The organism is Empedobacter tilapiae (assembly GCF_004785645.1).
In the GTDB taxonomy this organism is placed as follows: domain Bacteria; phylum Bacteroidota; class Bacteroidia; order Flavobacteriales; family Weeksellaceae; genus Empedobacter; species Empedobacter tilapiae.
On sequence record NZ_SRPE01000003.1, the window covers coordinates 165,032 to 178,662 of the forward strand.

The window sequence follows — 13,631 nt, forward strand, 5'->3', positions numbered from 1 at the left end:
TCGCTTTACCCTTCTCTCTAATTAAAAAATATGTAAATTAAAGAGATGGAAAAAAGATGGGAAATAAAAGAACAGCCCAATACTGAAGTTGTTAAGGATTTAAGAAAATCCCTTAACGTATCAGAGGTGCTTGCTATTTTATTAGCCCAACGTGGAATTACGAATTTTGCTCAAGCCAAATCGTATTTTAATCCATCCTTAGACGAATTGCATGATCCTTTTTTGATGAAAGGAATGTCTGATGCGGTTTCACGTATCAAAAATGCAATTGATGACGAAGAAAATATCTTAATATTTGGAGACTACGATGTAGATGGAACGACAGCCGTAACTTTGTTTTACGAATTTCTGACTTCTATCTACTCGAAAGTCTTTTTTTATATTCCAGACCGAAATAATGAAGGTTATGGAATTTCTCAACAAAGTATAGAATTCGCTATACAAAACAATATTTCACTTGTAATTGCTTTAGATTGTGGAATTAAAGCTCACGAAGAAATAAAATATGCCCAATCAAAAGGCATTGATTATATTATTTGTGATCACCATTTACCAGATCGTTCTGTGCCTAAAGCGTACGCTGTTTTAGATCCGAAACAAAAAGGTTGTCGATATCCTTACAAAGATTTGAGCGGTTGTGGTGTTGGTTTTAAATTAGTACAAGCTTATACGGAGAAATTCAATCTTCCAAAAGAAAATCTTTTACCTCTTTTAGATTTAGTTGCTGTAAGTATTGCGGCTGATATTGTTCCGATTACAGGAGAAAATCGTGTATTAGCTTATGTTGGCTTGAAACGATTAAATTCAGAACCTCGTTTGGCTTTTCAGCAATTAATTCCGACCAATATTAAAAATAATGTCAATATTTCGAATGTTGTTTTTTCTATTGCACCAAAAATTAATGCTGCAGGTCGTATAAAACATGGTTCGGAAGCGGTTCGTTTTATGTTAAGTACAGATGAGGAGGATTGTCGTAAATATTTGAATGATATTAATTCATTAAATAACGAACGTAAAACGTTGGATATTGATATGACGAATGATGCACTCTTTCAATTGGATCAAATTAATACCAAAGAAAAATATTCAACAATTGTTTACGATGCATCTTGGAACAAAGGAGTAATAGGAATTGTAGCTTCTCGATTAGTTGATTTGTATTATAAGCCAACCATTGTTTGCACGAAGAATAATGAAGGCGAAATTGTAGGGTCAGCTCGCTCTATTCAAGAGTTTGACATACATTCGGCAATCGAAAAAAACAAAGATTTGTTAACACAGTTTGGTGGACATATGGCTGCTGCTGGTTTAGCAATGAAAGAAGAAAACTTTGAAGAATTCAAAATTAGATTCGATCAAACAGTGAAGGAAATGTCGAATGGAAAACATTTTACGCCATCAATTTTGATCGATAAAGAGATTTCTTTTAATGATATGACACGTTCTTTCTTGGAATCGGTGATGCGAATGGCGCCTTTTGGACCAGATAATATGAATCCTGTTTTTATTTCGAAAGATTTATTAGCCACCGATTTCCGATTAGTTGGTAAAGAACACGCACGTTTGTACGTACATCAGCGAGATACACGTATTACGTTTCCTGCAATTGGTTTCAAATTAGGGAAATTTGGACCAAAATTAGAGAAAGGACAATCATTTGATATGGTGTACACAATCGGAATGAATTACTGGCAAGGAAAAGGAACTTGGCAATTGAATATCAAAGATATTCGCTTCAACGATTAATGATTTCCTTCTACAATTAAAACCATTTCACCTTTCAAATTTCTTTTTTCGGTTATTTCGGCTAATTCAGTTAATGTTCCGCGTAAAGTTTCTTCGAATTTTTTCGAGATTTCACGTGATAAACTTGCTTTGCGTTCAGCTCCAAAAGATTCGGCTAAATCCTTCAAAGTGCGTCCAATTTTATGTGGAGATTCGTAGAAAATCATCGTTTTCTTTTCTTCTATTAATGAATCTAATTTAGATTTTCGTCCTTTTTTTACAGGTAAAAATCCAACAAAAGTAAATTCGTTATTTGGTAATCCAGAAACAACTAATGCAGGAACAAAAGCTGTTGCGCCTGGTAAACATTCGATTACGATATTATTTGCTACACATTCTTTTGCTAATAAATAACCTGGATCAGAAATACCTGGAGTTCCGGCATCTGTAATAATCGAAATGATTTGACCATCTTTTAACTGACGAATTATATCTTCAGTTGCTTGATGTTCGTTGTGCATATGATAGCTACGCATTGGAGTAGAAATTTCGAAATGTTTCAGTAAAATACCACTATTTCGCGTGTCTTCTGCTAAAATCACATCCGATTCTTTTAGCACATCAACCGCTCTAAATGTCATATCTCCCAAATTTCCGATTGGCGTCGGAACCAAATATAATTTTCCACTCATGCGACAAAGTTACAAAGTAATTTCAAAATAAGAAGCCAGCTAATTAGCTGGCTTCTTATATTATTTCAAAATATCTGCTAAATCTGCAATATCTTCAGCTGAAACTTTGTCCAAAACTTTGTCTAAATCTGTTCTTGGAATATCTAATTTAGAATCGATAACCAATACATTTCGCAAACCGTTAATTCCAAAAATCATTTTCTTAACTCGCCCGCCATCTTCTTGTAATGAAATGTTCAAACGGCTATCTTTCGCTTTGAATTTTACCAAGTTTTCATATTTTTCCCCACGCATAGACGATTGCAAATCGTTCATGATTCTTTTTTGTTTTCCTTGTCCAGCATCTGAAACAACAAAAACTTTTGCCGATTTCAAATAATTAAATAAATCTGTTCCACCAGCTTTTCCAGCTAATTTCAACGCAAAAGAAGGTAAAGGAATTATAGTAGATTGATTGTCATATTTTGTGTAGAATTCTTGCATATTTCTTGTCGTGCCGCAAGATTGCAATGTTAACAATACTGCTATAAAAGATAAACCGATTATTTTTTTCATTGTTGTTGTGTTTATAAATTAGAGAAAGCTATAACAACTCTCGTACCGAAAATTATGAAGTTTAAAAATATTCAATAATTCCTAAAATCAAATAAATAATTGATGCAATGATAAAAACAGTTGCAAATAAATATATACTTTTTAATCTCGTAGTATTAATAATTCTGAGACCATCATTAATATACTCTAATTTGTCTTTCTGTTCTAATCCAAAACTTAAATTTTGTTTAACCTTCTTCTTTTTAAAGGGGGTGTTTAAAATGATAGCTATAATCAGCACACCTAAACCAAATAAAAAAAGATCTAAAGCATTTTTGAAATATTCGTGTTCCATTACAAATAACTTTTTATCATTTCCAATATTGATGAATTATCTAAACCAACCATTTGTTCTAATTCAGAAATTGAAGCATGTTCGATAAACTTGTCTGGATATCCGTTAATTGTGATATTTCCTTTGTAATGAATAGAATTTAGAAATTCTAAAATTCCACTTCCAAAACCTCCTTTTTTTATTCCATCCTCAAAAGTTAGAATGGTAGAATATTTTAGTGAAATAGCTTTTAAGCTAGATTCATCTAAAGGTTTGATAAATGGAAAATCAATCAAAGCAACTTTATCTTGAAGATTATTTTGAATGATAATTTCCTCAATTCGAGAACTAATTAATCCAGTTGAAAGAATTGCTAATTGTTTTCCTTCAAAAATAATTTCAGATTTACCGATTTCTATTTTTTCGACTTTAGAATAACTTGTTTGGATATTATTTTTTGGATAACGAATCGCAAAAGGTTGAGTTGTAAACTGCGCTGTGTACAATAGATTTTTGAAATCTTTTTCGTTTCGAGGCGAAGATATAATCATATTTGGAATTTCACGTAAATATGCAATATCAAAATAACCATGATGCGTCGCGCCGTCTGTACCAACAAATCCTGCACGATCAATACAAAACACAACGGGTAGATTCTGTAACGCTACATCGTGAATCACTTGGTCGTACGCACGTTGTAAAAATGTGGAATAAATCACACAATACGGAATGGTGTTTTGCGTCGCCAAACCAGCTGCAAACGTCACCGCATGTTGCTCTGCAATTCCGACATCAAAAACACGTTCGGGGAAATCTTGATGACACTTTACCAAATTACTTCCTGTTAACATCGCAGGTGTTATCGCTACAATTTGTGGATTGTTTTCGAGTAATTGAAGCATGGTTTCACCAAAAACATCTTGATACGATTTTTCTTTTTTCTTCGATTTTATTTCACCGGTTTCTTTGTCAAACAAACCTGGAGCATGCCATTTTACTTGATCGATTTCTGCTTTTTCGTAACCCTTTCCTTTTATTGTTTTGATGTGTAAAACTTTTGGACCTTTTATTGAATCAGCTTTATTGAAAGCATTCAGTAAGTCAGCAAAGTTATGTCCGTCAATCGTTCCAATAAAATTTAAACCGAAATTGGAGAAAATATTTTCGGATTGATTTTCTAAAGATTTAAAATGTTTTTTCAATCCACCAACCGAAGGATCAATTCCGATATCATTATCATTCAAAATAACTAGAACATCCAAATCTGTTGATCCAAGATGATTCAATGCTTCGAAACTCATTCCAGAAGTAATTGATGCATCACCAATAATTGCAATGTGTTTTCTATTGATCTGATTAATCTTATCCGCAGTTGCCATCCCAACAATTGCTGAAATAGATGTAGAAGAATGTCCCGTTCCAAATGTATCAAATTCACTTTCTTCGCGATTTGGAAAACCAGAAATACCATCTTTTTGACGAAGTGAATTGAAAATTTGTTGACGACCTGTCAAAATTTTATGTGGATAACATTGATGACCTACATCCCAAATCAACAAATCTTTAGGTGTATTGTAGTGATAATGTAATGCAATCGTTAATTCAATCACACCCAAACTAGCACCTAAATGTCCTGGTTTTACACTCAAAGTATCCAAAATAAACTCGCGCATCTCGTGAGCTAAAGCAGTTAATTGAGACGCTTCAAAAGTCCTAAGTTCCTTAGGATGATTGATTTTTAAAAGTAGATTATCCATTATTCTTTTACAAAATTACATTTTTCTGAGGAATTTTCCGTACCTTTGCATGTTACAAAATTTAATGTAACATGTTCCAAATAGGAAAAACCCTTGTATCTGAAGAACTACTAAATGAAGATTTTGTTTGTAATCTAAACAAATGTAAAGGGATTTGTTGTGTAGAAGGTGACGCTGGCGCTCCTTTGAATGAAGACGAACTAACTGTATTAGACGATATTTATGAAGATGTAAAACCTTATTTGCGTCCCGAAGGAATTGCGGTGATTGAACAAGAAGGTAAGTACACAATGGATACTGACGGAGATTGGGTAACTCCATTAGTCAATAATCGTGAATGTGCTTATTTAGTTTTCGAAGAAAATGGTTTTTCAAAATGTGGAATTGAAAAGGCTTACGAAGACGGAAAGGTAGATTACAAAAAACCAATTTCGTGTCATTTATATCCAGTTCGTGTTAAGGAATATTCAAATTTCACTTCAGTTAACTACGATGTATGGGATATTTGTGCAGATGCTTGTACCTTAGGAAAGGAATTGAAAGTGAATGTAGCAACATTTGCAAAAGATTCATTAGTTCGCAAATTTGGACAAGAATGGTATGATGAATTAATGGCCATTCAACAAGAATTAAACAACCAAAAAAAGTAAAAAATTTATGTCAATAACAAGAGCAAGAAGATCTACGGACGCTATTGAAAGATTGTATATATCAATGCGTCATTTATTTCATAGAGGAGTGTATCGTCCGTCAGGTGCACCTGGAAAAATATTAAGAAATTTATTATTTGAAATTAATCCCGAAATCTACGGATCAATGACAGATCCAAACAAGGTAGAATTAAGCGGATTGATGTACGTTTTAGATCGTTTACCAGAAGGAATTGTAGAAACACCTTATGTGTCTTTTACATCTGACGAAGGCTATGATCGTTCTATTTTTACACCAATTATTCCTGCAAAACGTCGTCGTTTTTGCTATAGAATTGATGATGATCAAATGAATATCGAAATATCTCGCGGTCGTTCTGATATCTATGATGTGTTGACGCACTTAACGTTTTTATACAATGAGGCGGATAAAATCAGAAATAGAGCATTTAGTAACGAAACACTTTCTAAAAGTAGAGCGTGGGAATTTATCGAAAATGTTGTATTCAATGAAGTTGAAATTTCTCGAAAAGAACGTGAAGTTGCTTTGATGCATTTATCTACGATTTTAGGAAGAACGTTTGAAGAAACACAAGAAATTCATCATTATTTCAGTAAAGCAGACGATAAAGATTATTTTTTCCGTGTAGTTTATTGGATGGGATACACAAGTCAACAAGATCGTATCGGAACTAAGAAACGTGAAATTACATTTACATCAACTTTACGTGAATCGATTGGTCATCATATGATTGGAGAAAAATGGGCGAATGAAATCAAACGTGTATTGTTCGAAAATAATCTTCAAGATAAAAATATCCATATCATTTCTGCTAATATGCATAGTGTTTCAAACATGTTGTATGCATATGATGGATTGAAAAGAAAATATAAAAATGATGGTGTAGAAATTTATGAAGATTTAAGTGCTGCAAACAACAAAATGTTGCGCGATTCGTTAAATGAATACACTCAACAAAATGGTTTAGTTTATATCAAAGATCAATCAGGAACAAATATCGATGTTCAAATCATTGATTTATCTAAAGTAAATGTTGCAAATTCTGCGTTTTCTTATGCAAAAGATAAGAACAATGAAGTGATTATAGTGATGGATTATGCTTTTGGAGAGCAAGCATTTGAGGCGATGGATGAGTTGTTGAAACCATACAAAGTTGGAGATGTAAAATTCAAAATGAATGTAAAATCTGTTGCAATTATGGGTAAAGCTGGAATCTTAGAAGGAATAAAAGGTGATATTATGATTGCTACAGCACATGTTTTCGAAGGAACTACAGATAATTATGTTTTTGATAACGAATTAACTGCTGCAGATTTCGAAGGACAAGGTTTAGGTGTTTATGAAGGACCAATGATTTCGGTTTTAGGAACATCTTTACAAAATAAAGACGTTTTAGAGTATTTTAAAAATTCGTCTTTCCAAGCAATTGGATTAGAAATGGAAGGAGCGCATTATCAAAAAGCAATTCAAGTTGCGTCAAAAATTAGACATCACATCGATAAAGATGTTAAAGTAATGTATGCATATTACGCTTCTGATAATCCGTTAGAAACAGGAAGTACATTGGCTTCTGGAGGTTTAGGATTAACAGGTGTAAAACCAACATATCTAATCACGCAAAAGATATTAGAAAAAATTATTAAATAAATTCAATGAAGAATTTTTCCATTTTAGGCTACGGTCATATTGGGCGTGTACATCAACAAGCGATAGAAGAAGCTGAAAATGCACAGTTAATTTCGGTAATAGATTTTAATTTACCAGAAGATTTACCAATTAAAGGTTATTCTACACTCGAAAGTTTTCTGAACGAAGATCAAGAAACGGATGTTGTTGTGATTGCTACGCCAAATGGTTTGCACCGCGAACATGCGATTCGTTGCTTAAAAGCTGGAAAAAATGTTTTGATTGAAAAACCAATTGCATTAACAGTAGAGGATGCAAAAGAAATATTGAAAGTTGCTGAAGAAAAAAAACTTAGAGTATTTACTTCAATGCAACTTCGGTTTTCTCCAGTTGTGCAATATGTAAAGAATTTGATTGACAATAATTCTTTAGGAAATATTTTTATGGTGAATATTAATTGCTATTGGAACCGTAACAAGAATTATTATAAGTTGCGAGAATGGCATGGAAATCAAGAGATGGATGGAGGAGTATTATTCACTCAATTTTCACATTTTGTTGATATCATGAATTTTTGGTTTGATGAGGTGATTTGTACAAATTCAAAAAGTTTCAATTTTACGCATCAAGAAGTGACAGAATTTGATGATTCAGGTTGTGTCGATTTTACTGCTGATGGAGCAATTGGACATATGATTTACACAACATCAGTTTTCAATAAAAATTTTGAAAGTAATATCACTATTATTGCAGAAAAAGGGACAATAAAGATTGGTGATCAGTATCTTAACCAAATGATTTATTCAGATTTAAAGAATGTCTGTTGTTCAAATAAAATGTCAACTGACCAAAAGAATTTTCATCCAAATGCAATTTCAGAAATTTCAGAAGCTTTAACTCGCCATAACGAATCTTTATTAGAAGGAAAATATGCTATAAATTTAGTAAAATTTATTTCGGAAGCTAACTATTTAGCAGAGGAGAATAAACAAAAACAAATAACAGAAAATTATGAAATTTCACACTCGTAAATGGGTTAAACCAGAAGATCTTAATCCAAATAAAACACTTTTTGGAGGAAAACTTTTGGCTTGGATTGATGAAGAAGCGGCTTTATATAGTATTGTACAGTTAGAAAATTCACATGTTGTAACAAAGTATATGTCTGAAATAAATTTCATGGCTTCGGCTCGTGAAGGAGATATCGTGGAAATAGGAATTGAAGTCGTAAAATTTGGTACAACTTCTTTAATTTTACAATGTGAAGTGAGAAATAAAATGACTCATGAAACTATAATTACTGTTGATAGAATCACAATGGTTAACCTTGATGAAAATGGAAAGCCAAAAGCACATGGTAAAACACAAGTGGAATATGTTATTGATAGATTAACAAATAAAGATTAATAGAAATACAAATAAAAAAGTCGAAACATTGTTTCGACTTTTTTATTTGTATTATTTTTTAATTATTTTGAATGATTCAGAGGAATTGTCTTTATAAATGATTTTAATTATAAAAGTTCCAGAAGGTAAATTTGAAGTACTTAATTTATCCTTAATAATAGTATCTCGCTTTACTACTTGTCCTGTTAAATTAATTATATTAACCTCAGCAATTTCTTTTGTCGATTTAATATTTAAATTGTCTTTTACAGGATTTGGGTAATAAGTTAACCTTTTTGAATGAATATCATTTGTTCCTAAAGAACTACATTTCCCAAATACAACAAAAGCACCGTCCAAAGCGCCACTTACTGGTCGCCAATTTGCTCCATTATCAGTTGAAACCATTGCATTTGTATTATTAGTTTGAATATCTGCAGATGACCAATAGTTAATTTCAGAATCGTTTTGAGAATTTAAGCCTATCCAATAAGTCGTTTTTTCTTTCTCTCCATTTAATAAAAAAGCAGATGGTAATGTGTAAGTGTTTTTATATAGTTTATTGTTATAAACTTCTATATCTTGATAAATTTGTAAAGAAGGAGAAACTCCAATAAATGATTTTATTAATTCACCAGGTTTTCCATTATTGTCTTTATAAAAATGGATATCTACAATATCTAATTTATTAGAAACGGTAAACTCTAGTTTACTAATTTCTATAGATTTATTTCCTTCAAGATTAAAATCATTCGCAGATTGGACTGTAGATCTTACTTGTGAACCATTTTCAAATGAACCAGGATGATATATTGTACAGCCATCATCTTCTGGATCTACAGAAGCACCTTTTATTAAGATTGAATAATCTTCTACTTGCCCACCATCTCCTGCAGGAGAACATGCTGCAGCGTTCGATAAGTTTCGTACAATCCTCATTCTTGTTAATCCTGGTTTAGCAAATTCAGGAATTTTAATTGAGCCTATTAAAGGTGTTGATCCTCCTTTTGTTTGTCCTAGTTTAATTTCTTCTGGACCTAAAAATAGACCATTTTGATTCCAATCAATAAAAACTGAAATATTCGAGTTCTGAGAAGTAGGACCAATAGTAGTACTTTCTATCGATATTTCGTATGATTCACCTTTGTTTACTTCAGCGACAATATTTGTAAAATTTTCATAAGAGTTTTTACCATTTGTAATAGCTTCTGAATGATGATCTATATTAGCAAATTTTACTCTTGTAATAGGAAATACTTTATTTTCTGGATAAAAAGTAGAACAATATTTATCTTGTTCTGCATTTATTGTTACATCATCTAATAGTACAGATACAACATTATCTGGAGCTACTACACCACTAGCTTTTAATTGAAAAGCTACTTGTACATTTTTCTCTCCTTTATATTTTTCTAAATCAAGACGAATACGATATACTTTAAATGAATAAGATCCATCATCAATGAATTGAGTATCATCCCAAATTTGTTCCCAGTTTTTTCCTCCATCAATTGAAACTTTAATGAAAAAATCAGTTGTATTTTTTTCTGTTAACCAATAAGGGTTGGAAGCAATTGTAAAATCAATTGCTGGAGATTTCGCATTAGATAAATCAAAAAAAGGTGTAATTAACCATTCATTTTGATCTGCATAATTAATATTATCTCCATCTATAACTGCAATTTTAGAGCTTAAATAAGCGAATGCTTTAGGACCTTTTGTTTTCCAGTTCTCTGTAGCATTTGTTTTCTTAATTTCCCAATTAGAAGGAATCCCATTTTCAAAATCTTCATGTAATATAGTTTGTCCAAAAATAAAAGGACAAAAAAGTAGAGTTGAAAGTGTAAAAAATTTTGTAATCATAATAGTGCTTTTTATAAAGATTAATCAATTATATGAATTAGATCGAGTATTTACAATTAATGATATATTATAAAAGCTTTACATTTAAATTTTACAATATTTCAAAATATTTCATGTTGAATTAACTGTTTGTTTATTAGATATTTGTTTTTGTTTTTTTGAGAAAAAAGATAGTTGAATATGATTAGTTTTTAATTAGTATTTTTGAAATGGCACATATGTTATTTCATAAACAATTTCTTTATGGCAACAAATTCTCTAAGACTCATTTTCTGTCTATTTTTTTTATCAACTTTATCAGCTCAACCATTTTCATTAAATAATGAAAGAGATCATGAAATTTATAACTTAATTGATAATGCACAGAATAATAATAAAACTGATGGACAAAAGGCAATTAGTTCTATAGAAAAGGCTTTGAATAAACGTCATGATACGAATAATAAAGAACTATTGATTTATTTGTATCAAGTAGCTGGAGATGTTTATTTTTCTCAAGAGATTTATAATGAGTCATTAAAATATTTTAATGAAGAGTTGAATTTGATGAGAAAAACAGGTTCAAAAAAAACATATATCCCGCTAAAAGGAATAGGAAATGTTTACAATTTCTCAAAAGATACAATAAAAGCAAGAAAATATTATGAGCTTGCTTTAGAGGAAGCAAAAAAGAATAATACTTTAGATTCGTCTCGTTACATTATATCCAATAATTTAGCAATACTAGAACAGAAAAAAGGGAATTTTGAGAAAGCTTTGATGATTTATAATGATGCAAAAGAAACGAGCTTAAAATTAAAAGATACAGCTGGACTTATAATGTCTTATCAAAATATTGGTTTAGTAAATTTTGAATTAAAAAATTTTGAATTAGCATTTAAAAATTCTTTTTTAGCTGAGGATTTGGCTAAAAAGAAAAATAGTTTTTATGATCTAACTAAAATTTATTACAACATAGGATTTGCTTATAAAAATCTTATCAAAGATAATGAACAAGCCAAAAGATATTTATTAAAAGCTTTTGATATGGGTGAAAAGCATAATTTTATGATTATAAAAAGATTATGTTCTGAAGAACTTTCATCTATATATGAATTTGAAAAGGATTATAGATTAGCTAATAAATATTTACATATAGCCAAAGAGTTAAATGAGCTTAAATTAAAAAAACAATCAAAAGGAGAACTAACGGTATTAGAATATAAATATCAGCAAAAGATAAAAGAAGATAATCTTATTGAAAAACAGAATAAGAAAAGTATGTTGTTATGGACAGGCATTATTATACTATTGTTAACAGCTTTTATTTTTATCTTATTGTATAAACTACAGAAAATTAAGTTAAAAAAAAGAGTAATAGAAAATGATTTATTAGTTAATCAACTTGAAAAGAAAAATAAAGAAATTACAGAAAAGAATCTACAAGTACTTCAGACGACAGAGATATTAGACAATACTTCAAAAAGACTCAGTGAAATAAAAGAAACTTCATCATCTAAGACACAAGATTTGATCAATCAGATTATAGGAGATTTGAAAAATGGTTCAAAAAGATTTAATTACAATGAGTTTGAAAAAATATTTAAAGAAACTCATGAAGATTTTTATAAAAAACTAGTATTGAAATATCCTGATTTGACACGAAATGAAATACGTTTGTGTGCATTTTTGAAGATGAGTTTATCTACGAAAGAAATTTCAGCAATTACTCAACAAAGTTATAATAGTATTACTATTGCGAGACATAGATTAAGAAAAAAAATGAATTTAGAAGAAAATCAAAGTCTAACAAATTTTTTATTAAGCCTTTAAATAAAAAGAATCGCTAATTTATTAGCGATTCTTTTTATTCTATAAATAATGATTTTAATTCGTGTGCATCAGCAGGATTCATTCTTCCTGCCAAAATCAAACTTAATTGTTTACGACGCAAAGCTGCATTAAAGCGTTCTATTTCTTGTGCAGATTCTGGTATTAATTCAGGTACACTAACAGGTTTATTATCATTATCTACAGCTACAAATGTATAAATACCACTATTTGTTTGGTTATAGACGCAATTTTCATAATCATAAACAAATACATCAACATACACTTCCATAGAAGAATTAAATGCACGAGTAACCTTAGATTCTAATTTAATTGTACTTCCCATTGGAATAGGAATATTAAAAGCTACATGGTTTACACTTGCTGTTACAACTAAAAAACTTCCACCATGCATCTTTGCAGAAATAGAAGAAATTCGGTCCATTGCAGCAAGAAGTTCTCCTCCAAACATATTACCCAAATTATTTGTTTCATTTGGTAAAACTAAATTCGTCATTACTGCTAACGAATCAATTGCTTTTTTTGCTTTCGCCATATACTTTTGTTTATTGATTGGCAAATTTCCATAAAAAAAATGAGTTTTTAAAATGAGTAAAGATAAGAGATTGATAAAATTTTAATCAATTGATTTTTAATGGATTATAAATTATAAAAAAAATAGGCGTTAAAAAATGTTAATATAGATTATTATATTATTTCATATCTTACATTTGAACAGAATTATGAAAATGTTTATCACATACTTGTTATCTGCTTTATTTCTGCTATTTTTTGCGGAAACTAAAGTGTTTGCTGGTACTCAACATTTTCAAGGAAATTTGACTTCACAGACAGTTGTTAACGATAATACACATATTTATCACGCAAGTAAAATTGTTGAAACTAAATTTTCTAAAACTTCAAATTCAAATCAATTTCAAGAATTTAATCCAAGTATCGAAACGATTGATGATGATTTTCAGACATCAAACAAAATCGATTTAGAAACTTGTATCAAACTATTAAGTGTTGTTTTGGTCTTAAATTTTATAATTCAAGGTTTAAGAAAGAAACACTTCTTCTACAATAAAACCATCAAATTTTCGAGTTGTAAGTACATTTTGTTACGTACAATTAGAATTTGATTGATTTCTTAAATTTTATAATTACACCAAAAATTAGTGTTCAGTTCGTGAATAGCTGAATGTTAACCAATTTTTGTATGTAATATTT

13 protein-coding genes are annotated in these 13,631 nt (G+C 30.3%); 7 read left to right on the forward strand and 6 right to left on the reverse strand.

Annotated features, from left to right (window positions below):
- The first annotated feature begins 45 nt into the window (after window positions 1-45).
- Entirely contained in the window at window positions 46-1,746 is a 1,701-nt protein-coding gene (recJ, locus tag E4J94_RS04865; RefSeq protein ID WP_135834738.1) for a single-stranded-DNA-specific exonuclease RecJ, read from the forward strand.
- Here the strand turns inward: recJ and rsmI are convergent.
- From rsmI to E4J94_RS04885, 4 genes are all read right to left on the reverse strand, one after another.
- Entirely contained in the window at window positions 1,743-2,417 is a 675-nt protein-coding gene (rsmI, locus tag E4J94_RS04870; protein ID WP_135834739.1) for a 16S rRNA (cytidine(1402)-2'-O)-methyltransferase, read from the reverse strand. The genes recJ and rsmI overlap by 4 nt on opposite strands.
- A 60-nt stretch (window positions 2,418-2,477) precedes the next feature.
- Window positions 2,478-2,972 (reverse strand): DUF4252 domain-containing protein, encoded by a 495-nt coding sequence (locus tag E4J94_RS04875; RefSeq protein ID WP_135834740.1) that lies wholly within the window; start codon window positions 2,970-2,972, stop codon window positions 2,478-2,480.
- A 61-nt stretch (window positions 2,973-3,033) separates the two neighbouring features.
- Entirely contained in the window at window positions 3,034-3,306 is a 273-nt protein-coding gene (locus tag E4J94_RS04880) for a hypothetical protein (RefSeq protein WP_135834741.1), read from the reverse strand.
- Complete coding sequence (locus E4J94_RS04885; RefSeq protein WP_135834742.1) at window positions 3,306-5,042, reverse strand: 1-deoxy-D-xylulose-5-phosphate synthase; 1,737 nt, start codon at window positions 5,040-5,042, stop codon at window positions 3,306-3,308. The genes E4J94_RS04880 and E4J94_RS04885 overlap by 1 nt, the downstream gene beginning before the upstream one ends.
- Window positions 5,043-5,113: 71 nt before the next feature.
- Between E4J94_RS04885 and E4J94_RS04890 the strand changes: the two genes are divergently transcribed.
- The 4 genes from E4J94_RS04890 to E4J94_RS04905 are packed head-to-tail and all read left to right on the forward strand — an operon-like array spanning window position 5,114 to window position 8,747.
- A complete protein-coding gene (locus tag E4J94_RS04890) occupies window positions 5,114-5,692 on the forward strand; it encodes a DUF3109 family protein (RefSeq protein ID WP_135834743.1) in 579 nt (192 codons plus the stop codon).
- A gap of 7 nt (window positions 5,693-5,699) precedes the next feature.
- Window positions 5,700-7,361, forward strand: coding sequence for a DUF6909 family protein (locus E4J94_RS04895; RefSeq protein WP_135834744.1), 1,662 nt, complete (start codon window positions 5,700-5,702; stop codon window positions 7,359-7,361).
- Between the two features lie 5 nt (window positions 7,362-7,366).
- Entirely contained in the window at window positions 7,367-8,371 is a 1,005-nt protein-coding gene (locus E4J94_RS04900; RefSeq protein WP_135834745.1) for a Gfo/Idh/MocA family protein, read from the forward strand.
- Window positions 8,352-8,747, forward strand: a complete 396-nt coding sequence (locus tag E4J94_RS04905) for an acyl-CoA thioesterase (protein ID WP_135834746.1) — start codon at window positions 8,352-8,354, stop codon at window positions 8,745-8,747. Before E4J94_RS04900 ends, E4J94_RS04905 begins: the two co-directional genes overlap by 20 nt.
- Window positions 8,748-8,798: 51 nt before the next feature.
- On the opposite strand, the gene E4J94_RS04910 is transcribed toward E4J94_RS04905, so the two are convergent.
- Window positions 8,799-10,589: a GEVED domain-containing protein gene (locus E4J94_RS04910; RefSeq protein ID WP_135834747.1), complete on the reverse strand. Its 1,791-nt coding sequence runs from the start codon at window positions 10,587-10,589 to the stop codon at window positions 8,799-8,801.
- A 243-nt stretch (window positions 10,590-10,832) separates the two neighbouring features.
- Here E4J94_RS04910 and E4J94_RS04915 point away from each other — a divergent pair, with 243 nt between their 5' ends.
- Window positions 10,833-12,401, forward strand: coding sequence for a tetratricopeptide repeat protein (locus E4J94_RS04915; RefSeq protein ID WP_135834748.1), 1,569 nt, complete (start codon window positions 10,833-10,835; stop codon window positions 12,399-12,401).
- A 34-nt stretch (window positions 12,402-12,435) separates the two neighbouring features.
- Here E4J94_RS04915 and E4J94_RS04920 read toward each other — a convergent pair whose 3' ends face one another.
- Window positions 12,436-12,954 (reverse strand): acyl-CoA thioesterase, encoded by a 519-nt coding sequence (locus E4J94_RS04920; protein ID WP_135834749.1) that lies wholly within the window; start codon window positions 12,952-12,954, stop codon window positions 12,436-12,438.
- A gap of 193 nt (window positions 12,955-13,147) precedes the next feature.
- On the opposite strand from E4J94_RS04920, the gene E4J94_RS04925 reads away from it, so the two are divergent.
- Window positions 13,148-13,543 (forward strand): hypothetical protein, encoded by a 396-nt coding sequence (locus E4J94_RS04925; protein WP_135834750.1) that lies wholly within the window; start codon window positions 13,148-13,150, stop codon window positions 13,541-13,543.
- The last annotated feature ends 88 nt before the right edge of the window (window positions 13,544-13,631 follow it).